This window comes from Undibacterium sp. YM2, from assembly GCF_009937975.1.
Classification (GTDB): Bacteria; Pseudomonadota; Gammaproteobacteria; order Burkholderiales; family Burkholderiaceae_D; genus Undibacterium.
Map to the genome: position 1 here is coordinate 2,416,979 of NZ_AP018441.1, position 21,674 is coordinate 2,438,652.

The 21,674-nt window shown below is 50.4% G+C and carries 20 protein-coding genes; 19 read left to right on the forward strand and 1 reads right to left on the reverse strand.

The window, feature by feature from the left end; genetic code table 11:
- The first annotated feature begins 3 nt into the window (after nt 1-3).
- The 5 genes from gspE (at nt 4) to UNDYM_RS10970 (ending at nt 5,449) form a co-directional block, all read left to right on the forward strand.
- Nucleotides 4-1,434 (forward strand): type II secretion system ATPase GspE, encoded by a 1,431-nt coding sequence (gene gspE / locus UNDYM_RS10950; protein ID WP_162041059.1) that lies wholly within the window; start codon nt 4-6, stop codon nt 1,432-1,434.
- A 4-nt stretch (nt 1,435-1,438) separates the two neighbouring features.
- Nucleotides 1,439-2,659, forward strand: coding sequence for a type II secretion system inner membrane protein GspF (gene gspF / locus UNDYM_RS10955; protein WP_162041060.1), 1,221 nt, complete (start codon nt 1,439-1,441; stop codon nt 2,657-2,659).
- 10 nt (nt 2,660-2,669) lie between these two features.
- Nucleotides 2,670-3,269 carry a type II secretion system protein N gene (locus UNDYM_RS10960; RefSeq protein WP_162041061.1) on the forward strand — a complete coding sequence of 200 codons (600 nt, stop codon included), beginning with the start codon at nt 2,670-2,672 and terminating at the stop codon, nt 3,267-3,269.
- On the forward strand, nt 3,266-4,090 hold the full coding sequence (locus UNDYM_RS10965; RefSeq protein WP_162041062.1) for a uracil-DNA glycosylase: 825 nt from the start codon (nt 3,266-3,268) through the stop codon (nt 4,088-4,090). Before UNDYM_RS10960 ends, UNDYM_RS10965 begins: the two co-directional genes overlap by 4 nt.
- A 102-nt stretch (nt 4,091-4,192) precedes the next feature.
- Nucleotides 4,193-5,449: an HD-GYP domain-containing protein gene (locus UNDYM_RS10970; protein ID WP_162041063.1), complete on the forward strand. Its 1,257-nt coding sequence runs from the start codon at nt 4,193-4,195 to the stop codon at nt 5,447-5,449.
- Nucleotides 5,450-5,514: 65 nt separating this feature from the next.
- Here the strand turns inward: UNDYM_RS10970 and UNDYM_RS10975 are convergent, their stop codons facing one another.
- Nucleotides 5,515-6,495: an NADPH:quinone oxidoreductase family protein gene (locus UNDYM_RS10975; protein ID WP_162041064.1), complete on the reverse strand. Its 981-nt coding sequence runs from the start codon at nt 6,493-6,495 to the stop codon at nt 5,515-5,517.
- A 105-nt stretch (nt 6,496-6,600) separates the two neighbouring features.
- Here UNDYM_RS10975 and surE point away from each other — a divergent pair, with 105 nt between their 5' ends.
- The 14 genes from surE (at nt 6,601) to der (ending at nt 21,538) form a co-directional block, all read left to right on the forward strand.
- Nucleotides 6,601-7,338 carry a 5'/3'-nucleotidase SurE gene (gene surE / locus UNDYM_RS10980; protein WP_162041065.1) on the forward strand — a complete coding sequence of 246 codons (738 nt, stop codon included), beginning with the start codon at nt 6,601-6,603 and terminating at the stop codon, nt 7,336-7,338.
- Nucleotides 7,335-8,204, forward strand: a complete 870-nt coding sequence (locus UNDYM_RS10985; RefSeq protein WP_162041066.1) for a protein-L-isoaspartate(D-aspartate) O-methyltransferase — start codon at nt 7,335-7,337, stop codon at nt 8,202-8,204. Before surE ends, UNDYM_RS10985 begins: the two co-directional genes overlap by 4 nt.
- A gap of 42 nt (nt 8,205-8,246) precedes the next feature.
- Nucleotides 8,247-9,200, forward strand: a complete 954-nt coding sequence (locus tag UNDYM_RS10990; protein WP_162041067.1) for a peptidoglycan DD-metalloendopeptidase family protein — start codon at nt 8,247-8,249, stop codon at nt 9,198-9,200.
- Nucleotides 9,201-9,373: 173 nt separating this feature from the next.
- Entirely contained in the window at nt 9,374-10,435 is a 1,062-nt protein-coding gene (gene rpoS, locus UNDYM_RS10995; protein ID WP_370529461.1) for an RNA polymerase sigma factor RpoS, read from the forward strand.
- 138 nt (nt 10,436-10,573) lie between these two features.
- On the forward strand, nt 10,574-11,908 hold the full coding sequence (gene rlmD / locus UNDYM_RS11000; protein WP_162041068.1) for a 23S rRNA (uracil(1939)-C(5))-methyltransferase RlmD: 1,335 nt from the start codon (nt 10,574-10,576) through the stop codon (nt 11,906-11,908).
- 223 nt (nt 11,909-12,131) lie between these two features.
- A complete protein-coding gene (gene ndk / locus UNDYM_RS11005) occupies nt 12,132-12,557 on the forward strand; it encodes a nucleoside-diphosphate kinase (protein WP_162041069.1) in 426 nt (141 codons plus the stop codon).
- An 86-nt stretch (nt 12,558-12,643) separates the two neighbouring features.
- Nucleotides 12,644-13,804, forward strand: a complete 1,161-nt coding sequence (rlmN, locus tag UNDYM_RS11010) for a 23S rRNA (adenine(2503)-C(2))-methyltransferase RlmN (RefSeq protein WP_162044571.1) — start codon at nt 12,644-12,646, stop codon at nt 13,802-13,804.
- Complete coding sequence (gene pilW / locus UNDYM_RS11015) at nt 13,801-14,607, forward strand: type IV pilus biogenesis/stability protein PilW (RefSeq protein WP_232063970.1); 807 nt, start codon at nt 13,801-13,803, stop codon at nt 14,605-14,607. Before rlmN ends, pilW begins: the two co-directional genes overlap by 4 nt.
- On the forward strand, nt 14,600-15,664 hold the full coding sequence (locus UNDYM_RS11020; RefSeq protein ID WP_162041070.1) for a RodZ domain-containing protein: 1,065 nt from the start codon (nt 14,600-14,602) through the stop codon (nt 15,662-15,664). Before pilW ends, UNDYM_RS11020 begins: the two co-directional genes overlap by 8 nt.
- 2 nt (nt 15,665-15,666) lie before the next feature.
- Nucleotides 15,667-16,944: a flavodoxin-dependent (E)-4-hydroxy-3-methylbut-2-enyl-diphosphate synthase gene (gene ispG / locus UNDYM_RS11025; protein ID WP_162041071.1), complete on the forward strand. Its 1,278-nt coding sequence runs from the start codon at nt 15,667-15,669 to the stop codon at nt 16,942-16,944.
- A gap of 14 nt (nt 16,945-16,958) precedes the next feature.
- Nucleotides 16,959-18,317, forward strand: a complete 1,359-nt coding sequence (hisS, locus tag UNDYM_RS11030) for a histidine--tRNA ligase (RefSeq protein ID WP_162041072.1) — start codon at nt 16,959-16,961, stop codon at nt 18,315-18,317.
- A gap of 42 nt (nt 18,318-18,359) precedes the next feature.
- Nucleotides 18,360-19,016: a tetratricopeptide repeat protein gene (locus UNDYM_RS11035; protein WP_162041073.1), complete on the forward strand. Its 657-nt coding sequence runs from the start codon at nt 18,360-18,362 to the stop codon at nt 19,014-19,016.
- A 12-nt stretch (nt 19,017-19,028) separates the two neighbouring features.
- Entirely contained in the window at nt 19,029-20,189 is a 1,161-nt protein-coding gene (gene bamB / locus UNDYM_RS11040) for an outer membrane protein assembly factor BamB (protein ID WP_162041074.1), read from the forward strand.
- A 5-nt stretch (nt 20,190-20,194) separates the two neighbouring features.
- Nucleotides 20,195-21,538 carry a ribosome biogenesis GTPase Der gene (der, locus tag UNDYM_RS11045; protein WP_162041075.1) on the forward strand — a complete coding sequence of 448 codons (1,344 nt, stop codon included), beginning with the start codon at nt 20,195-20,197 and terminating at the stop codon, nt 21,536-21,538.
- Nucleotides 21,539-21,674 lie beyond the last annotated feature (136 nt).

Here is a 21,674-nt window from a genome sequence, read left to right on the forward strand (position 1 = left end):
GCCATGCTTGATCATCGTTTATTGCCTTATGGTTTTGCCAGGGATTTCTCTGTGTTGGCAGTCAGGGACAATGCTGTCATCAATGGCGTCGTAGAAATCCAGATTTCCAAGATGACGCCCTCTGCAGCGATAGCTGAAGTTGGCCGCAAGTTTGGCAAAGTCAAACTGGTCATGCTGCCGCATACTGAGTTAGCCGAAGCAATCGCCAAGGCTTATGCCGGTTCTGGTGGTGATGCGGCCGATGTCGTCGGAGAAGTGGAATCTGATCTTGATCTGGCCAAACTCATGCTGGATATGCCAGCGATTGAGGACTTGCTGGAGTCGGCTGATGATGCGCCGGTGATACGCATGATCAATGCGCTGCTGACGCAGGCCCTGCGTGATGGCGCATCAGACATCCATATTGAGCCATTTGAACAAATTTCTGTAGTGCGTTTCCGTGTTGATGGTGCCTTGCGTGACGTCGTGCGTCCGAAGAAGGCAATCCATGCTTCCCTGATTTCACGTATCAAAATCATGGCGCAGCTTGATATTGCCGAAAAACGCCTGCCGCAAGATGGCCGCATTACCTTGCGCATAGGTGGCAAGCCTGTTGATGTGCGGGTATCCACTTTACCAACCGGCCATGGAGAACGTGCTGTATTGCGCTTGCTGGATAAAGAAGCGGGGCGTCTGGATTTGAGTCATCTGGGCATGAGCGCAGATGTGTTGACGCAATTTGACAAGCTGATCGCGCAACCGCATGGCATCGTGCTGGTGACCGGGCCAACTGGTTCGGGCAAGACCACGACTTTGTATGCAGCTTTGTCGCGGGTGAACGCCGGTACCACCAATATCCTGACGGTGGAAGATCCTATCGAATATGAACTGGCCGGTGTTGGCCAGACACAGGTCAATGCAAAAATCGAAATGACTTTTGCCAAGGCCTTGCGGGCAATTTTGCGGCAAGATCCTGACGTCATCATGATAGGTGAGATACGCGATCTGGAAACCGCGCAAATTGCGGTACAGGCATCCTTGACAGGTCATTTGGTGCTGGCAACCTTGCATACCAATGATTCTGCTGCGGCAGTCACGCGTTTGCTGGATATGGGTATAGAACCCTTCCTGTTGTCTTCTTCATTGCTGGGTGTGGTTGCCCAGCGACTGGTGCGCAAATTGTGTACGCATTGCCGTGTTGAAAAAGAAGGCACTTGGCATGCGGTCGGTTGCGAGCATTGCGGCCATACTGGTTATCAGGGGCGTGTTGGTGTTTATGAGTTATTGCAAACCACAGACGCGATTCGTGCCCAGATACATCATGAGGCGGCAGAAGCAGAAATACGTGCGGCAGCCCAGGCGGATGGCATGAAAACCATGCGTGAAGATGGTGATCGCTGGCTGAAAACTGGTGTTACTACGCCAGAAGAATTGTTGCGCGTGACTAAGGAATAAGTACATGCCAGCATTTCGATATGAGGCTGTTGATAACGCAGGCCATACCAGCAAAGGCGTATTAAATGCCGATAGTGCCCGGGCTGCCCGCAGTGACTTGCGAGCTCAGGGCCTGGTGCCAGTTACTGTAGAGTCCATTGCCAATCAAATGGATGCGGGTGGCAAGCGCAAGACCAGCTTCTTTGCCGATCATCTTTCTACAGTGGAAAATGCCTTATTCACCAGACAATTGTCCAGTCTGCTGGAGGCGGGCTTACCGCTTGAGCAATCCCTGTCTGCCTTGCTGGAGCAATCAGAGCGCACTTATGTCCGTGACCTGGTCGGTTCTATACGTTCGGAAGTCATGGCCGGTAATTCCCTGTCTGACGCGCTGAAGCAGCATCCCAATGATTTTACTGATATCTATTGTGCACTCGTGGCTTCGGGTGAGCATATCGGCCATCTGTCGCGGGTGTTGTCGCGACTGGCTGATTACATAGAGAGACGTAATGCGCTGATACAAAAAGTCAGGCTGGCATTTACTTATCCGGCAATCGTGACGGTGGTGGCTTTTGCCATCGTGATTTTCTTGTTGACTTATGTGGTGCCACAAATTGTTTCTGTCTTTGCCAATACCAAGCAGAAGCTACCTTTCCTGACACTGGTGATGCTGGCCATTTCAGATTTTGTGCGTGCTTATGGCTGGATCGTTGCAATCCTGTTGGTGGCTGCTTTCTCTCTGTGGCGGCTGGCTTTGCGCAATCCTGATTTCAAGATGCGCTGGCACCGCTGGTTATTGCACGCGCCTTTGTATGGCAAGTTTGAACGCAGCCTGAATACGGCAAGGTTCGCCAGTACTCTCGCGATTACGACTGGCTCAGGCGTTCCTATCTTGCGGGCTCTGCAAACCAGCCGCGAAACCTTGTCCAATGTGGCCATGCGTGCACAGGTAGAAGAGGCAACGGCTAGCGTCAGAGAAGGCGTCAGCCTGGCACGCGCCTTGTCGGCGCACAAGCATTTTCCACCCATGTTGATACATATGATCAGGGCAGGCGAGGTGACTGGTGAATTGCCCGCCATGCTGGAGCGTGCGTCAAATACCCAGGAGCAGGACCTTGAGCGCCGGGCAATGACCATGGCTGGCTTTCTGGAGCCGGTATTGATCCTGACCATGGGGATCGTGGTCTTGCTCATCGTGCTGGCGGTACTGATGCCTATCATAGAAATAAATCAATTGGTACGCTAAAAGGATAAAAATGAAACGCTTACCTGTCCTTGTGACATTTCTTTTGTTTATCGCACTATGTGCGTCATTGAGTTTTTGGGCGCTGCGTTTATTCAAGCCGCAGGCAAGGGCGGTTGCTGCCGGGTTTCAGCAAAACAGTTATGAACCAGGTACTGGGCAATGGGGTGGTATTTTCGGTAATAGCCAGGCCGCGCAAGCTACTGCCACCAATTACCAGTTAAAAGGCATTGTGCTGGCAAAGCAGGCTGAAAAAAGTCTGGCCATCATCAGTGCCAACGGAAAACCAGCTGTAGCTGTGGCCATGGATAAGGAGGTTGCTCCTGGCGTGCTCCTGAAAGAAGTGCATGAACAATATGTGATGGTGTCTGAATCCGGCATCATGCGACGTGTAGAATTGCCGCAAATGCCGGATATGAATCGTGGTCCGGTACAAATACCGCCCTTGAATCAGTCCAATACAGTGCCGCCACAAGTGGCGCCTGTCGCATTTCCTTCTGCCAAGCACAATGATGCACCAGGCGGACCTATCAGCAGCCCGCCGCCACCTATGGTGACACCTGGCTTGCCTACGGCCTCTCTGCCATCTGCAATGCCGGGCGGGCAGCAATGAGTTCATGGCAAGATGTGTGCCCGGAAGATGTGTGTCTGGCGATAGAACAGTCACACTCATCCTGGCGGCCTGTCATAGAGAGGGGATTGCAGCGAGTGCATGAAACCAATCCGGATTATTTCCCGGGTTTGACCAGGTCTGACTATCTGCCTAACCAGGCCAGATTATTTGCTGCATTCTCCATGCCCATGGATGATGTACGTTACATCCTGATGGGCGAGGGACCTTATCCGCGGGCAGACAGTGCAACAGGTTATTGTTTCATGGACGGGGCGGTAAAAAGCTTGTGGTCTGATGAAGAGGGTGGTGGCTTGTCCAAGAAAGTCAATCGCGCCACGTCACTGAGAAACTTCATGAAGATGTTGCTGGTCGCTTCTGGTCATTTGCAGCAAGAGGCAACTGCTGGTGACGCCATGGCTGCTGTTGCCACACAGGCGCGTTTGCCTGAGGGCGGTTTTATTCAGACGCTGGACGATTTACAACACAAACTCATCGCACAAGGATTTTTACTATTGAATGCCAGTCTGGTATTTCGTGAAGACACAGCTCCGGTAAAAGATGCAAAAGCATGGCAGCCATTTTTGCAAACAGTTTTATCTGCGCTAGATCAATATCAAAGTGCGCACAAAAAGCAAAAGGCAGTGTTAGTCTTGTGGGGTAAGATTGCCGAACAGCTTCGTGTCATGCCCGAGACCGCACTGTACGAGCAGATCAGTGCTGAGCATCCCTACAACCTGAGTTTTATCGGTAACAAGACAATGCAGGATTTTTTCCGTCCTATGAATTTGTTGGGTAACTTGCCTGAAGGAAAAATTTTGTAATATACGGTTTTACTACTGGCTTGTGGACGAGCTTTGTAGAATAATTGGGTGACACGCATTGAAGCTTTTTTTGCTTATCCAATTCATAACTTTCCCCTGCCTATGTTGAAGAAAATTGAAGTCGCTCAACTGAGGGTTGGCATGTATGTGCAGGAACTGTGCAGTTCCTGGATAGATACGCCATTCTGGCAAAAGTCTTTCTTGCTTGGAGAAATTGAAGAATTAAAAAAAATCCAGGCAACCAAAATCCGTCATGCCTGGATTGATGTCAGCAAGGGCCTTGATGTCCTGCCCGAGGCGGTAGAAAAAACGGCTGCCGAACCTGAGCCAGCGCCACAACCCGAGCCTGCGCCAGAACCGCTGCCAGAGCCTGCTCCATCACCGCGCCAGATTACCTCAGTCTCCATGGATGACGAACTGGGGCGTGCTTCTGCCATTGTCAGCAAATCCAAGCAAGCCGTGTTCAGCATGTTCAGTGAAGCCCGCATGGGCAAGGCGGTAGACGTCGGTAATGCCCAGACCATGGTGGAAGAAATTGCTGATTCCGTCATGCGCAATCCTGGTGCCCTGATAGGTTTGGCCAGACTCAAGACCAAGGATGATTACACCTATATGCATTCGATTGCCGTATGCGCACTAATGGTGGCATTGGCCAAGCAGCTGGGCTTGTCTGAAGAGGCAACCAGGGAAGCCGGTCTGGCTGGCTTGTTGCACGATATAGGCAAGATGATGGTGGATGCTGATATTTTGAACAAGCCAGGAAAATTGACAGATGCTGAATTTGTCTCCGTCAAGGAACATCCTGTAGCTGGATACAAAATGTTGAAAGAGGCCAAGGGTGTCAGTGCAATTGCCCTGGATGTATGCCTGCATCATCATGAAAAAATTGATGGTACCGGTTACCCAAGGCGTCTGAAGGGAGATGAGATCAGTTTGTACGCACGTATGGGGGCTGTATGCGATGTGTATGACGCGATTACTTCAGATCGTCCCTATAAACAAGGCTGGTGCCCTGCTGAATCATTGCGCAAAATGGCTGAGTGGAGTAGCGGTCATTTTGATGAAAAAGTATTTCAGGCTTTTGTCAAAAGTATAGGTATTTATCCTGTGGGTACAATGGTCAAGCTGGAGTCTGGCAGGCTGGCTGTCGTCGTTGAGCAACAGGTTGGAAAATCCCTGTTATTGCCAAAGGTCAGAGTATTCTTTTCTGTTAAATCTATGGCCTACATTGCTCCAGAACTGATTGACTTGTCACGTCCGGGAATGAACGACAAGATCGCCTCACGTGAAGATGCTGCCAAATGGGGTATCAAGGACATCAATCGTTATTGGCTCGGTGAGGCTGCCAACAACCGCTAACAAGTAGTCCCTTTAAGTAGTCCTTTTTGGGGAAAAGACCTCGCACGCAGGCGAGGTCCCGGACTTTATTTCTCAGGTTGTATGACTATCTTGCCAGTTACTTTGCGGGCTGCCAGGTCGTTCAGGGCTGCTGGTGTGTCTTTGAGTGCATAGCGGCCAGAGATATGTGGCTTTATTTTTCCTTCATGCAGCCAGCCCATCAGCTCACGCATGGCAGCCAGGTTGGCTTTAGGCTCACGCTTGGCAAACTCACCCCAGAAAACACCAACCAGAGAAGCGCCTTTCAGCAGGGTCAGATTCAATGGCAGCTTGGGTATTTCGCCATTGGCAAAACCTACCACCAGATAGCGACCGCGCCAGCCTATCGAGCGGAAAGCTGGTTCTGCGTAAATGCCACCGACCGGGTCATAAATCACATCCGGGCCTTTGCCATCGGTAGCGGCCTTGATGGCTTCGCGTAAATCCTGATTGCTATAGTTGATCGTGACATCGGCACCATGCTGCTTGCAGATATCGAGTTTTTCATCGGTCGATGCTGCTGCAATGACACGGGCACCCAGAGCCTTGCCAATTTCTATGGCTGCAAGTCCGACGCCACCGGCAGCGCCCAATACCAGCATGGTTTCACCAGCTTTTAACTGGGCACGATCTACCACTGCGTGATGGGAGGTACCATAAGTCAGGGTGATCGCTGCTGCAACGTCAAAGTCCATGTCTGGTGGCATGGGCATGACGGCATTGGCAGGGGCAACGACCTGTTGTGCAAACGCACCATTACCAATAAAGGCAATCACCTTGTCGCCAGCCTTGATATGGCTGACACCTTCGCCAACGGCATAGACTATCCCGGACAATTCGCTGCCTGGCGTAAATGGCAGTTCAGGTTTGAACTGGTACTTGTTTTGTATGATCAATACGTCAGGGAAGTTGACGCCTGCTGCCTTGACATTGATGGCCACCTGGCCAGGTGCTGGCACCATATCTGGTAAATCTTCTATCACCAAAGTGTCTGGCAATCCCCACTCCTTGCAAACAACAGCTTTCATTTTGATGTCTCCATAAAATAGTACGACCGTTTGATTTTGTGATTATGCCGTAAAAATCTGTTCTCTGTAGAAATTTATATTTCAGCATCAGGTAGAATACAAAACATGAAAATTCTGATCAGTAATGATGATGGTTATCTGGCTCCTGGCATCGTGGCGCTCGCTGAGGCCATGGCATCAATTGCCGAGATTACCGTGGTGGCTCCCGACAGTAACCGTTCCGGGGCATCGAATGCCTTGACCCTGGACCGGCCCTTGAGTGTGCAACGAGCCAGCAATGGTTTTTACTTTGTGAATGGTACTCCTTCTGACTGCGTGCACATCGCCCTGACCGCCATCATGAAAGAAAAACCTGACCTGATCGTTTCTGGTATCAATCAGGGGCAGAATATGGGGGACGATACTTTGTATTCTGGTACCGTAGCCGCAGCGACTGAAGGATTTTTGTTTGGTATCCCGGCAATTGCCTTTTCGCAAACTGAAAAAGGCTGGACGCACCTGGATGCGGCAGCACGCATTGCGCTGGATATGGTGAAGCGTGGTTTCTCAGACTTGGCCAGACCGTTCCTGCTGAATGTGAATATTCCTAATCTGCCGTTTGAAGACATCAAGGGAGTGCGCAAGGCGCGCCTGGGTAAGCGTCATACTTCTGAGCCTGTCATCCACATGACTGATCCGCACGGTCGGGATATTTACTGGATAGGCCCGCCAGGAGCAGCACGGGATGCCAGCGTGGGGACGGATTTTGATACGACGGCCAGGCATTTTGTGTCGGTAACACCTTTACAAATAGATTTGACGAATACCCGCCAGTTGGCTGACCTGGATATGGATTTTGCATGACAACCAAGGATAAGCGCTTTCCTTTGCCCTTGTCTTCTGTGGTCAATCAAAAAGACAAGGCCGGTGGTGGGGCAGTGCGGCATACCGCGATGCCGCAAACTGCCATGCGCAATGCCGCCCACCATTTAAGTGGTGTGGCTGCAGCGAAAGCTGCAAAACCCCAGCAATTGAATGTACCGCAGGGGGCTGCAGGTTCTTCCGCAGGTTTGTCGCCTTCTTTATTGTCTGGCCCCTTGGTGTCTGAAGGCGTAAGGCGTGCCATGGTCGCACGGGTTGCGCAACAAGGGGTCAAGGATGCGACTGTGCTGGCAGCTTTGCAAGCCGTGCCCAGACATTTGTTTCTGGAATCTGGCATGGCCAGCCAGGCCTATGTGGATGCCTCCCTGCCCATAGGCCATCACCAGACCATTTCGCAACCGTATATTGTGGCCCGTATGCTGGAAATCATGCGTAATGGTGGCAAATTGGAGCGTGTACTTGAGATTGGTACTGGCTGCGGCTACCAGGCAGCCGTCCTGTCTGTGATGGTCAAAGAGGTATATTCCATAGAGCGTATCAAGGCCTTGCATGAACTGGCCAAAAGCAATCTGCGTCCCATGCGTATCGCTAATATCCGGCTTTTATATGGCGATGGCATGCAGGGTTTGCCGGGCGAGGCCCCTTTTGACGGTATCATATTGGCAGCAGCGGGAATGGAAGTGCCACAGGCCCTGTTAAAACAGTTGCGGGTAGGTGGCAGGTTGGTTGCACCTGTGGGTGGGCGTAATCAGGTGTTGCAATTGATAGAGCGTGTATCCAATTATGAATGGAAGAGTTCTGTGCTCGAATCCTGCCATTTTGTGCCTTTGCATCCCGGCGTAATTTAGCTTTGCCCATGGCAACAATGAATTTGATAGATTAAAACAGAAATGAAGAAAATACAGCAAATACTACAAACTGGTTTATCCATAACAGTCTTGGCGGTCATGACTGCATGTACCACCAATGTCCAGAATAAGGCGCCAGTTGTGGAGAGGGGCTTTGATCCCAGGCCAGTTGATCCTCCTCCTGTCGTTGAGGTTGTCAAGCCAGTGGTGAAGGCTCCCGATAATACGCGCGGTACCTATGTGGTCAAGCGTGGTGATGGTCTGTACAGAATCGCACTTGATCATGGGCAAAGCTATAGTGACCTGGTTGCCTGGAATGACTTGAAAAACCCGAACGACATCAAAGTGGGGCAGGTTCTGCGGGTTGCGCCACCGGACGCTGCCCAGGGGGCGCAAACTACGGGTGTGGCACCAAATGCCGGAATTGAAGTCAAACCTTTGCCAGTGAACGCAGCTACCAACAAAACCAGCCCGCGCGGCGACAAGCGGCCATATTCAGAGGCTAACCTCGCTGAATTGCAGAAGGCAGATGCCACGGTAGTCGCCTCGGTTGCGCCGACAGTGCCAGTCATTAAGTCTGAAACTTCTGTGCCAGTCAAAGCAGCAGAACCTGTTACGTCTGAAACTGAAAGTGTGGATTGGATGTGGCCGGCTGACGGTAAAGTCCTGGCGACATTTGACGATGTTAAGAATAAAGGCTTCGATATCGCTGGCAAAATGGGGCAGGATGTATTGTCCGCTGGTGCCGGTAAAGTTTTGTACGCAGGTAGTGGCATCCGTGGTTATGGTAATCTGGTGATTATCAAGCATACCAGCACCTTGCTGTCAGCCTATGCGCATAACAAATCCATACTCGTCAAGGAAGGGCAGAGCATAAGCAAAGGGCAAAAAATTGCTGAAATGGGAAATTCTGACAGTGATACTGTGAAGCTGCATTTTGAGATCAGGGTGCAGGGTAAGCCGGTTGATCCGGCAAGATATCTGCCAGCCCGCTAGCTTTTGCGCGCCTTTGTTGTGAAGATGCAGCAAGTGCCGGTGTTTTTCGTAAATTGACATTTTTTATGTAGGGTAATTCCAGAAAAACTGTATTGGTAAATTAATATTGCCATTTTCGACAATAATTTGTTCAAGCAGGACTCACTTACCGGATTTGCAAACCAGCTCAGATCATGCATAACAATTTAAGCACCTACAAGTTGGAAAATTCTTCCGCTAGCGATGAGCCGGATATGTCGCCGGACGGCGCTGATGGTGATGCGCATCCTGCCTCGGATGCTGTGGATATGGATGATGCGGCTGATCTGGCGCAGGAGGGGCGGGACGAGCAAAGTGAAGATCCTGCGGCGCTCATTGTTGCCCCTATTGATGAGCTGAAAAACGTACTTGCTGCCGAGCTTTCTACAGATACCACACAATACTATTTGAATCAGATAGGTACGCGGCCATTGTTTGCCTCTGCTGAAGAGCTGCATTATGCGACTCTGGCCAAGCAAGGTAATTTTGAGGCCAGGCAAAAAATGATAGAGCACAACCTGCGCCTGGTTGTGTCGATTGCCAAACACTATATCAACCGTGGCGTTGCTTTGCTCGACATGATAGAAGAGGGTAATCTGGGCCTGATGCATGCCATCGATAAATTCGAGCCCGAACGCGGCTTTCGTTTTTCGACCTACGCAACATGGTGGATACGCCAGAGTATAGAGCGCGCCATCATGAACCAGGCCAGGACCATACGTCTGCCTGTGCACATGGTGCGTGAACTGAACCAGATACTGCGGGCCAAGTACCATCTTGAATCGCAAAGGCGCGATGGGAGGGATGCGGCACTGGAAGATATTGCCCTGCTGGTCGACAGGCCAGTTGATGAAGTGCAGGATATTCTGACGCTGTCCGAGCATGCCACCTCCCTGGATACGCCGCTGGATAATGATCCCCAGTCCAGTCTCATGGATATGTTGCCAGGTGATAGTGATGATGCGCCAGACATTCGTGCCGAGCAGCATGAAATGACGATCCTGGTCAGGGACTGGCTGTCAAAATTGCCTGACAAGCAACGTATCGTCATAGTGCGCCGCTTTGGACTTGATAATGATGATCCGGCAACTCTGGAAACCCTGGCCGATGAAATGGGGATCACCCGTGAACGTGTGCGTCAGATACAGCAGGAGGCTTTGATCAAACTAAAGCGTTCGTTTGCTTCACGTGGCGTGGGTCGTGACTCTGTGCTTTAGTTGGCTGGCGGCATCTTAAGTTATAGCAGCCAGTTCAATTCGCATATTTCTTGAGGTGCGCGTCCGCGCATCTCTTATAATTCCGTCTTTTAAATCTCACTTCCTCCCGGCGCGATATATCTCGCACCGTTAATTTCCATGAATACAATAGAAATTCGCTCTTTGGATATGGACGCACGTGGCGTCGGTAACTTGCAAAATGAAGATGGTTCCACTGGTAAGGTGGTGTTTGTTGATGGTGCGCTGCCAGGTGAGTTGGTTGAGTTTAGTACCTACAAAAAGAAGGCCAGTTGGGAAGCTGCAACCATGATGAGCCTGGTACGCGAATCTTCGCAAAGGGTGGAGCCTAAATGTGAATTTTTTGGCACTTGCGGCGGTTGTTCCATGCAGCATCTGGATGCCAGCGCCCAGGTTGCCATGAAGCAGCGTGTGCTGGAAGACAACCTCTGGCATATTGGAAAGGTCAAATCCGAAATCATGCTCCGGCCCATCATAGGTCCGACCTGGGGTTACCGCTACCGCGCACGTCTGTCTGTGCGCCATGTGATCAAAAAGGGCACGGTACTTGTTGGTTTTCATGAGAAAAAATCGCGTTATGTCGCGAATATGGAAACCTGTGACATCTTGCCTGCGCATGTGTCCGCCATGCTAATGCCTTTGCGTGGCCTGGTGGCTTCGCTGTCCATAGTTGAAGCCTTGCCGCAAATTGAACTGGCAATAGGTGAGGGTGTGACTGCCATGGTATTGCGCATCATGGCACCATTGACCAAAGAAGATGAAGTGAAGTTGAAGGCATTTGCTGATCAATATCAGGTGCAATGGTGGTTGCAAACCAAGGGGCCGGAAACAGCCACGCCATACTACCCTGCGACTAGCGAATTGCATTATCTGTTGCCAGAATTTGGCGTCAAAATGCCGTTCAAGCCCACTGATTTCACTCAGGTGAACCATCATATCAACCGGGTACTGGTCGCACGCGCCTTGCGCATGCTGGATGTGCAAAAAGATGAGCGTATCGCTGATCTGTTCTGCGGTCTGGGCAATTTCACCCTGCCTATCGCCACGCTGGCAAGAGAGGTTGTGGGTATAGAGGGTAGTGATACTTTGACTGAGCGTGCTCTGGAAAATGCAAAACACAATGGTCTGGCGGCCAAGACCTCGTTCAGTACGCGCAATCTGTTTGAGGTGACGGCACAAGACTTCGTCAAGCTTGGTAAATTTGATCGTTTCCTGATCGATCCGCCTCGCGATGGCGCCATGGCTGTCTGTCAGGCTTTGATTGATCTGGGTGATATCGCGCCTGAATTAAAGCCCAAGCGTCTGGTCTATGTTTCATGCAGCCCTTCCACCCTGGCCAGGGATGCTGGCATGCTGGTGAATCAGGCTGGTTATCGTCTTAGCAGTGCTGGCGTCATTAACATGTTCCCGCATACCTCTCACGTGGAATCCATGGCAGTTTTTGATCTGATCTAGATTTTTGCAATAACAAATCTGTCGTTATGATTGCCCATCGCTGATGGATTTGCCTTATTGCAATGAAATCCCTGCTTCAGATGACATAAGTTCAATTAATTCAGTCTGCGACCAATTGTATTTCTTGAAAGATATATCTGAGCTGGTGGTTTCATGTTAAAATCTAAGGTTAGATGAATTCTTGAAATTTTTCTTAACCCTTTCTTTTTATTGGAGTTTTTAGATGGCTATCGAACGTACATTGTCTATTATTAAGCCTGATGCAGTTGCAAAAAACGTCATCGGTCAAATTTACAGCCGCTTTGAAGGCGCTGGCCTGAAAGTAGTTGCTGCCCGTATGGCGCAGTTGTCCCGTGCTGAAGCTGAAGGTTTCTACGCTGTTCACAGCGCACGTCCTTTCTTCAAGGATCTGGTTGATTTCATGATCTCCGGTCCAGTGATGATCCAAGTTCTGGAAGGCGAAGGCGCCATTTTGAAAAACCGCGACCTGATGGGCGCGACAGATCCTAAGAAAGCAGAAGCTGGCACAATCCGCGCTGATTTCGCTGACTCTATCGATGCTAACGCTGTTCACGGTTCTGATGCTCCAGAAACAGCTGCTGTGGAAATTGCTTACTACTTCCCAGCGTTGAACGTTTATTCCCGTTAATTCAGACTTTGTCTGCATGTAACAGAATAAAGAATTAAGATATGCACCTCATACAGTCTGGTGCTGTTTGAGGTGCGAAAGAGAAGATCATGACGGTACTCACAAATTTATTGGATCTGGATCCAGCACAGCTCGTCGCATATTGCGGTGACTTGGGTGAGAAGCCGTTTCGTGCCAAGCAATTGCAACGCTGGATACACCAGTTTGGTGCCAGTTCGTTTGATGAAATGACAGACCTCGCGAAATCCCTGCGCGAGAAGCTCGCTACGCGGGCGATGATTGCCGCACCCACCGTGATCAGTGACCATACTTCTACAGATGGCACGAGAAAATGGCTGGTTGATGTCGGCCAGGGTAATGCTGTAGAAACTGTATTTATCCCTGAAGAAAACCGTGGCACCCTGTGTATTTCTACCCAGGCTGGTTGTGCGGTGAATTGCCGTTTCTGTTCTACCGGCAAGCAGGGTTTTAACCGCAACCTGAGCGTAGGCGAAATCATAGGCCAGCTCTGGATGGCAGAATTTGAATTGCGCAAGACCAAAGGTATTGCACCTGGACCTAAAGGTGAGCGTCAGATCACCAATGTGGTCATGATGGGAATGGGTGAGCCTTTGCTGAATTTTGAACCAACTGTGACAGCCTTGCGTCTCATGCTCGATGATAATGCTTATGGCTTGTCGCGTCGCCGCGTGACGCTGTCTACCAGTGGTGTGGTTCCCATGATAGACAAGTTGTCGCAAGAATGTCCGGTGGCACTGGCGGTGTCCCTGCATGCATCGAATGATACTTTGCGTGACAGCCTGATACCACTGAACAAAAAGCATCCATTGAAAGAGTTGATGGCAGCCTGCAAGCGCTACCTGGAGTTTGCGCCGCGCGACTTTGTCACGTTTGAATATTGCATGCTGGATGGTGTCAATGATACTGATGCACATGCACGGGAGTTGATCGAGCTGGTGCGTGATGTGCCGTGCAAGTTCAATCTGATTCCTTTTAATCCTTTCCCGGAATCTGGCCTGAAAAGATCAGCGAATCCGCGTATCAAGGCATTTGCCCAGATTTTGCTCGACGCAGGCTTGGTAACAACCACCCGTAAAACCCGTGGCGATGATATCGATGCGGCTTGTGGTCAACTGGCTGGTGAAGTGCAGGACAGAACGCGTGTGCAAGAGCGCATGCAAAAAATGGCGGAATATCAAAAGAAGTTTGGCGAAAATTTTGGCAAGATCGTGGAGATCACTCAGTGAAAATTTCTCAAATGCGTCAATGTTTTTTGAGTGGAGTGCTGGTGGTGCTGGCACTTTCTTTGTCAGCATGTGCATCCAAGAGCCTGGAGGGTGACAGGCCAGATCAAAACATGTCTGCTGAAAAGCAGGATGCGCGAAAACGTGCCTCCATACGCATGGAGCTGGCGGTCGGTTATTATCAGCAGGGGCAGCAGAAGGTTGCTCTTGAAGAGATTCGTCAGGCGTTATTGATTTCTCCTGATCTGGTTGATGCTTTCAGCCTGCGGGCACTTATCTTCATGGATATGGGTGAGAAGCAACTGGCCGAAGATAATTTCCAGCATGCACTGAAACTCGCACCAGGTAATAGTGATATTGGCAATAATTATGGCTGGTTCTTGTGTATGAATGGCCGCGAAAAACAAGGGCTTGTGTATCTTGAGAACGCTGTCAAGGATCCCGCCTATAATGCGCCAGCCAAGGCTTTGAATAATGCTGGATTGTGCAGTTTGCGTATCAAGGATACGCTTGCTGCAGAACGCTATTTCATGCAGGGGCTGCGTGAAGATGCTGGCAATCCGCAAATCAATGCGAATCTGGCCGATGTGCTTTACAAACGCGGTGAATACAAGCAGGCGAAGTTTTATATTGGCCGTGTACTCAAGTTGGACGTGTTGGCAGCAAATGTATTTTGGCTTGCCATCAAAATTGAAAAAAAATTGGGTGATGAGGCTGCGGTAAATAGTCTGGCTACGCAACTGCGTCGCCGCCATCCAAATTCAGCAGAATTTTCTCTGTATCAACGTGGAGTGTTTGATGAGTGATGCGGGCGCGAATCTACCTGTAGAACCTTTGGCTTCTGAGATATCTGAGACTAAAGCGGTTTTGTCTGTAGTGCAGACTGCCGGTTCTCAATTGTCTGCTGCGCGCGTTCAACTCGGTTTGAGTGTGCAGCAGGTGGCGGATCAGCTCAAATTGTCTCAACGCCAGATACTTGCGCTGGAGAGTAATCAATTTGATGATTTGCCCAAGATGGTGATCGTGCGAGGTTTTGTGCGCTCTTATGCGAAACTTCTCAAGCTTGACCCCGCGCCAGTGATCGACTGCCTCCCTGCAGAAAAGGGCCTGTCTGGGCTGGATGCAGATTTGCGTCCTACCCTTGCGACACCTTTCATGGAGTCTCGTACGCCTTTTCTGGGGCGTCAGGACAGTAATAATAATCGCAAGTATGTGATAGGTGCGATAGTGCTGGCTGCATGTGCCCTGATCTTTGTGGCGGTGCAAAAGCTCGAGCAAAACGATTACATCAAGAGCCTGATCTCAGGGCAGTCTGCAAAAAAAACGACTGAAGCAGAGCCTGAAAAACCTGTTGAAAATCCAGACGCGGCATCTGTCAAGCCAGAAGCTGACAAGCCGGCGGCATCAACTATTCCCACAGTGCTTGGTACGCTCAATGGTGCAAAACCAGAAGCTCAGGATGTCGTTCCTCCACCCAAAGTGGATCAGGATGTCCAAACTCCGGTGTCTGCGCCAGCGGTTGCTCAACAAGCTCCGGCCCCGGCTTCTGCTCCTGTGGTTGCAGTAGCTCCGCCCCCGGTTTCCGTGCCCGCTGCGGTTGCCGCACCAGCAGCGACAGATGCGGGAAATAATCAGTTGAAACTGAAATTCAGGCAAGACTCCTGGATACAGGTCAAGCGTGAAAATGGCAGTATTGTGACTTCTCATCTCGCCAAAGCGGGTACTGAAGAGGTGTTTGACATGAAAGAGGCTTTGCAGCTCAGGATAGGTAATGCTGCAGGTGTGGATGGCTGGTTGCGTGGCAAATCCATGGAGATTGCGCCTGGCAAGGATAGTAATGTCATTAATTTGAATGTGAAGTAAAGATGACGGATTTTTTATCGGAAATCGGTTCTGGTCCTAAGCTCAGGCGTGCATCCCGTGCTGCCAAAGTGGTATATGGCAACCGGGAAGTTCTGGTAGGTGGCGGCGCACCTGTCGTGGTGCAATCCATGACGAATACTGATACTGCTGACGCGATAGGCACAGCAATTCAAATCAAGGAATTGGCGCGGGCTGGTTCTGAGTTGGTGCGTATCACGGTCAATAATGCGGAAGCGGCGGCAGCCGTACCAGCGATACGTGAGCAGTTGGACAGAATGGGCATAGATGTGCCGCTGGTAGGTGATTTTCATTACAACGGCCACACGCTGCTGAATGATTTTCCTGATTGCGCCAGGGCTTTGTCCAAGTACAGGATTAATCCTGGCAATGTAGGGCAGGGCGCCAAGCGCGATATCCAGTTTGCCCAGATGATAGAAATGGCTTGCCGCTACGATAAGCCAGTGCGCATCGGTGTCAACTGGGGTAGCCTGGATCAGGCCTTGCTGGCTCGCATCATGGACGATAACGCCAAGCGTGCTCAGCCATGGAGTGTGCAAGCCGTGATGTATCAGGCATTGATCACCTCTGCGATTGAAAGTGCGCAAAAAGCTGAAGAGCTGGGTCTGGCTGGCGACAAGATTATCCTGTCTTGCAAGGTCTCGGGTGTGCAGGACTTGATCGCCGTTTACCGCGAACTGGCAGCACGTTGCGATTACCCCCTGCATCTTGGCCTGACCGAGGCTGGCATGGGTAGTAAAGGCATCGTCGCTTCGACTGCAGCATTGTCGGTATTGATGCAGGAGGGCATAGGCGACACCATACGCATATCCCTGACACCGGAGCCCGGTGGTGACCGTTGCAAGGAAGTTGTCGTTGGTCAGGAAATTTTGCAGACTATGGGTTTGCGAAAATTTACGCCCATGGTCATTGCTTGCCCCGGCTGTGGCAGGACTACCTCGACTGTGTTCCAGGAACTGGCTGATAATATCCAGAGTTTCCTGCGGAATCAAATGCCAGTCTGGAAGAGTCAGTATCCGGGTGTAGAGAATATGAATGTCGCCGTCATGGGCTGTATCGTTAATGGCCCTGGTGAATCCAAGCACGCCAATATTGGTATCAGTTTGCCAGGTACGGGTGAATCACCGGCTGCTCCAGTTTTTATTGATGGTGCCAAGGCGCTCACCTTGCGCGGCGACCGTATTGCAGAAGAGTTCCAGGAAATTGTGCTGGACTATGTCAAGAGTCACTATGCCCCAGTGCATGGCGTAACAAATAATTAAATCAGGTAGCAAGCATGTCGGAAATAAAAAAAGCAGAAAAAATCGCTGGTGTGAAAGGGATGAACGACCTTTTGCCGGATGACGCCCCGTTGTGGGAGTTGTTTGAAAATACTGTGCAATCTGTATTGAAGAGTTATGGCTTCCAGCAAGTCCGTACACCTATCGTTGAGCCTACTAATTTGTTCGCACGTGGTCTGGGTGAAGTAACGGATGTCGTCGAAAAGGAAATGTATTCCTTTGAAGACTCCATGAATGGCGACAAGCTGACTTTGCGCCCGGAAGGTACCGCCGGTGTCGTACGTTCTGCGATTGAGCATAATCTTATTTACGATGGTCCAAGGCGCTTGTGGTATACCGGCCCGATGTTCCGTCATGAAAAACCGCAGCGTGGTCGTTATCGTCAATTTCATCAGGTGGGTGCTGAGGCGCTGGGCTTCACCGGCCCGGACATTGATGCCGAACTGATCATGATGTGTCAGCGTTTCTGGGATGACCTGGGGCTGCAAAATGTGCGTCTGGAATTGAATTCCATTGGCGATGCAGAAGAACGCAATCAGCACAAGGCCGCGTTGATCGCTTATTTTGAACAACATCAGGACATTCTGGATGCCGAAGCAAAAAGGCGTTTGCTGACGAATCCCTTGCGTATTCTGGATACCAAAAATCCTGCCATGCAAGAGATGGTCAATGCTGCCCCCAAGTTGCTGGATTATCTGGGTGCAGAATCGCTGGCTCATTTTGAAGGTGTGCAAAAGATTTTGCGTCATAACAGCATTCCATTTACCATCAATCCGCGTCTGGTGCGTGGGCTTGATTACTATAACCGCACTGTCTTTGAATGGGTCACTGACGACCTGGGTTCCCAGGGCACAGTTTGTGCTGGCGGTCGTTATGATGCCTTGTTTGGTATTTTTGGCGGCAAGCCAACACCAGCCTGTGGTTTTGCCATGGGTATAGAACGCTTGCTGGAATTGATGAAAGCCAATGGCGACGTACATCAGCCTGCAATGTGCGATGCTTATCTGGTGCATCAGGGAGCAGAAGCACAAATGCAGGCGATGGTATTAAGTGAGCGTTTGCGTGATGCAGGTCTGGATGTTGTGTTACATTGCGCAACTGCCAATGGTGTAGGCAGTTTCAAGTCACAGATGAAAAAGGCTGACGGCAGCGGTGCGGCTTATGCTGTCATCATCGGTGAAGATGAGGCAAATAATAATACAGTGAGTATCAAGGAGTTGCGCGCGGCTGACGCTGAAAATAATCAGGTTAACGTCCCGTTCGATACTGCGGTGGATTACCTGGTTGATCAAATTGCCGGTAGCGCTGATGCAGATTGCTGTGATGATCCTCATCATCACCATGTACACCATTAATCCATATTAAAAATATTTATAACATAGATAGACAAAGATACTATGGCATACGATTTAGAAGAACAAGAGCAGTTAGATAACCTCAAGGCAATCTGGAAAAAATACGGCAACATGGCTACCTGGGGGCTGATCGTTGTCCTGGCTGCTTATGCTGGCTGGACCGCATGGACATCGCGTCAAAACACCCAGACTTTGCAAGCTTCTCAGTTGTATGAAGAAATGCAGAAGTCGGTTGTTGCCAAAGACAATGCCAAGGTGCAGGCAGTGACAGAGGATTTGAAAACCAAATTTGCTTCTACTTCATATGCACCTATGGCTGCGCTGGTAGCAGCCAAGAGCGCATTTGATGCGAACGATCTGAAGGCTGCCAAGAGCCAGTTGCAATGGGTGGCAGATACTTCCAAGGCTGATGAATACAAGGCCGTGGCAAGAATACGCCTGGCTGGTATAGCGCTGGATGAAAAAGCCTATGACGAGGCCCTGCAGCAATTGTCAGGTACTTTCCCTGCACAATTCGATGCTGATGTGCTGGATGCCAAAGGCGATGTTTATATAGCACAAAACAAGATCGAAGATGCGCGTACGGCGTATAAGTCAGCGCTGGAAAAAATGGCAGATAAAAGTCCAGGTCGTCAGGCTTTGCAAATGAAGCTGGATGTCATCGGTGGTGTGGCAGATACTAAAGTTGTCAGTAAATAAGGGGAATCATACATGCAATTTTCTGCCAAACTGCTCATTGCGTCATCTGTACTCATGGCAATGACGGGCTGTTCCACGCTGTCTTCGCTGAATCCATTTTCATCTAAATCCGACGCAAAAAATCAGCCAGCTGTTTTGACCGAGATCAAGCCCAGCCTGGCGATCAAACCAAGCTGGACAGTGGCAATCGGTACTGCAGGTAACTACCTCTTTACTCCTGCAGCCTATGCGCAAAATGTCTATGTGGCTGCGGCTGACGGCACGCTGGCACGCATAGAGGTGGCGACTGGCCGCACGGTCTGGCGTATCAATGCCGGTACCCGTTTGACGGCAGGTGTGGGCGTTGACGGTACAACTATTGCTGTTGCGGGTGAAAAAGGCCAGGTATTGGCATTTGACCTCGACGGCAAGCTGCGCTGGAAAACCCAAGGCACAAATGAAATTTTATCTGCTCCGGCAGTTGGCCAGGGTCTGGTTGTGGTTCGTAGTATTGACAACAAGGTCAGTGCTTATGACCTGACTAATGGGGAACGTAAATGGTCCATTGAGCGCCCATTGCCTCCTTTGACTTTGCGCCTTGCACCTGGCATCGTGATACAGGGGCAGCAGGCCATTGTTGCCATGCCTGGTGGCCGTATGTCTTCACTGGCGCTGAATAACGGCGGTTTGCGCTGGGAGGCAACGGTCGGTGAACCTAAAGGTGCTACCGAGCTTGAACGTGTCGCCGACGTTTCTGGTGCGCCAGTGATCTTTGGCGGTGATATTTGCGCCAGCTCTTATCAGGGCAGGGTAGCTTGTTTTGATGTGGCTACTGGTGCTTTGCGCTGGGCCAAGCCTTTGTCCAGCGATGTTGGCGTCAGTGTTGATGAGCGCTTTGTGTTTGCCTCAGATGTTGCTGGTGCCGTAAATGCCTTTGCCCGCAACGGTGGCGCAAGTGCCTGGCGGAATGACAAGCTCAGCTATCGTCGTTTGTCAGCACCAATTTCGTATGACCGTGCAGTTGCGGTCGGCGATTTCGCAGGTTATGTCCACTTCCTGTCAAGGGAAGATGGTTCTTTCATCGGACGTGTTACTACCGATGGTAGTCAGATTTTAGCAGCGCCTTTGGTGGTCGATGCTAAACTGATCGTTCAAACAAAATCAGGATCAGTGGTTGCTCTTGCAACCGAGTAATAATAATGAAGCCGGTTATCGCACTTATAGGCCGACCTAACGTCGGCAAATCCACGCTGTTCAATCGGCTCACCCGTTCACGCGACGCCTTGGTCGCAGATTTACCTGGCTTGACCAGGGACAGGCATTACGGCGAAGGCCGTGTTGGTGAACGCCCTTTTCTGGTGATTGACACTGGCGGTTTCGAACCTGTCGCCAAAGAAGGCATCATGCATGAAATGGCCAAGCAGACCAAGCAGGCTGTGGCTGAGGCAGATGTTGTTGTTTTTATCGTCGATGGTCGTCAGGGTCTGACACCGCATGACAAAACCATCACGGATTTTCTGCGCAAATCAGGCCGCTCCGTCATGCTGGTGGTAAATAAGGCTGAGGGCATGAAATATACCTCGGTCACTGCAGATTTTTATGAACTGGGTCTCGGCGATCCTTATGTGATCTCTGCCGCACACGGTGATGGTGTAGCAGATCTGGTCGAAGAAATGGTTGATATCGCCTTTGCCCAGCGCCCTGAGGAAGTTGAAGAGCCTGAATCCCAGGTTCGCGGCATCAAGATTGCCATCGTTGGCCGTCCCAATGTCGGTAAATCGACACTGGTGAATACCCTGCTGGGTGAAGAACGGGTCATCGCTTTCGATATGCCTGGTACCACTCGCGACTCGATAGAAATCCCTTTCGAGCGTGATGGCGTGCATTATTCCCTGATCGATACCGCAGGTATCCGTCGCCGCGGCAAGGTTTTTGAGGCCATAGAGAAATTCTCTGTCGTTAAAACCCTGCAATCGGTGTCAGAAGCCAACGTAGTCTTGTTGTTGCTGGACGCACAGCAGGACATTTCAGAGCAGGATGCCCATATTGCAGGCTTCATCCTGGAATCTGGCCGTGCGCTGGTAGTTGGCGTCAATAAGTGGGATGGTTTGCAAAGTGACAGGCGCGATGAGATCAAGATGGACATAGAGCGCAAACTGAATTTCCTGACATTTGCCAAATTCCACTTCATTTCAGCCTTGAAATCGACCGGTATAGGTCCTTTGATGAAATCCATTGATGCTGCTTATGCCGCTGCGATGGTGAATTTATCTACGCCTAAACTCACACGTGCCCTGATTGAAGCAGTAGAACATCAACAACCCAAGCGCAAGGGCTCTATCCGTCCCAAGTTGCGCTATGCGCATCAGGGCGGGCAAAATCCACCTATTATTGTCATTCACGGCAATGCGCTTGAGGCAGTGGGTGATGTGTATAAGCGTTATCTCGAAAAACACTTCCGCGAAACGTTTTCACTCACTGGTACTCCTTTGCGAATAGAAATGCGTTCTGGCAAGAATCCGTTTGACAAGTCGTCGAAGTAAGATCGTTCAGTTAAGTTTGCTGGCAAGTATTAAAATGTAAGAAAATGCTTGGTTGATCTCCTTTTGCAGTGAAATTTAAGCAAGAGATATGCAATTAAGATGAAAATAGATTACATTACTTTGTAATCAACTTCTG

What these genes read in the sequence shown, in the direction of transcription:
- gspE (WP_162041059.1), top strand. Translation starts at nt 4, where the DNA reads ATGCTTGATCATCGTTTATTGCCTTATGGTTTTGCCAGGGATTTCTCT.
- gspF (WP_162041060.1), top strand. Translation starts at nt 1,439, where the DNA reads ATGCCAGCATTTCGATATGAGGCTGTTGATAACGCAGGCCATACCAGC.
- UNDYM_RS10960 (WP_162041061.1), top strand. Translation starts at nt 2,670, where the DNA reads ATGAAACGCTTACCTGTCCTTGTGACATTTCTTTTGTTTATCGCACTA.
- UNDYM_RS10965 (WP_162041062.1), top strand. Translation starts at nt 3,266, where the DNA reads ATGAGTTCATGGCAAGATGTGTGCCCGGAAGATGTGTGTCTGGCGATA.
- UNDYM_RS10970 (WP_162041063.1), top strand. Translation starts at nt 4,193, where the DNA reads ATGTTGAAGAAAATTGAAGTCGCTCAACTGAGGGTTGGCATGTATGTG.
- UNDYM_RS10975 (WP_162041064.1), bottom strand. Translation starts at nt 6,495, where the DNA reads ATGAAAGCTGTTGTTTGCAAGGAGTGGGGATTGCCAGACACTTTGGTG.
- surE (WP_162041065.1), top strand. Translation starts at nt 6,601, where the DNA reads ATGAAAATTCTGATCAGTAATGATGATGGTTATCTGGCTCCTGGCATC.
- UNDYM_RS10985 (WP_162041066.1), top strand. Translation starts at nt 7,335, where the DNA reads ATGACAACCAAGGATAAGCGCTTTCCTTTGCCCTTGTCTTCTGTGGTC.
- UNDYM_RS10990 (WP_162041067.1), top strand. Translation starts at nt 8,247, where the DNA reads ATGAAGAAAATACAGCAAATACTACAAACTGGTTTATCCATAACAGTC.
- rpoS (WP_370529461.1), top strand. Translation starts at nt 9,374, where the DNA reads ATGCATAACAATTTAAGCACCTACAAGTTGGAAAATTCTTCCGCTAGC.
- rlmD (WP_162041068.1), top strand. Translation starts at nt 10,574, where the DNA reads ATGAATACAATAGAAATTCGCTCTTTGGATATGGACGCACGTGGCGTC.
- ndk (WP_162041069.1), top strand. Translation starts at nt 12,132, where the DNA reads ATGGCTATCGAACGTACATTGTCTATTATTAAGCCTGATGCAGTTGCA.
- UNDYM_RS11020 (WP_162041070.1), top strand. Translation starts at nt 14,600, where the DNA reads ATGAGTGATGCGGGCGCGAATCTACCTGTAGAACCTTTGGCTTCTGAG.
- ispG (WP_162041071.1), top strand. Translation starts at nt 15,667, where the DNA reads ATGACGGATTTTTTATCGGAAATCGGTTCTGGTCCTAAGCTCAGGCGT.
- hisS (WP_162041072.1), top strand. Translation starts at nt 16,959, where the DNA reads ATGTCGGAAATAAAAAAAGCAGAAAAAATCGCTGGTGTGAAAGGGATG.
- UNDYM_RS11035 (WP_162041073.1), top strand. Translation starts at nt 18,360, where the DNA reads ATGGCATACGATTTAGAAGAACAAGAGCAGTTAGATAACCTCAAGGCA.
- bamB (WP_162041074.1), top strand. Translation starts at nt 19,029, where the DNA reads ATGCAATTTTCTGCCAAACTGCTCATTGCGTCATCTGTACTCATGGCA.
- der (WP_162041075.1), top strand. Translation starts at nt 20,195, where the DNA reads ATGAAGCCGGTTATCGCACTTATAGGCCGACCTAACGTCGGCAAATCC.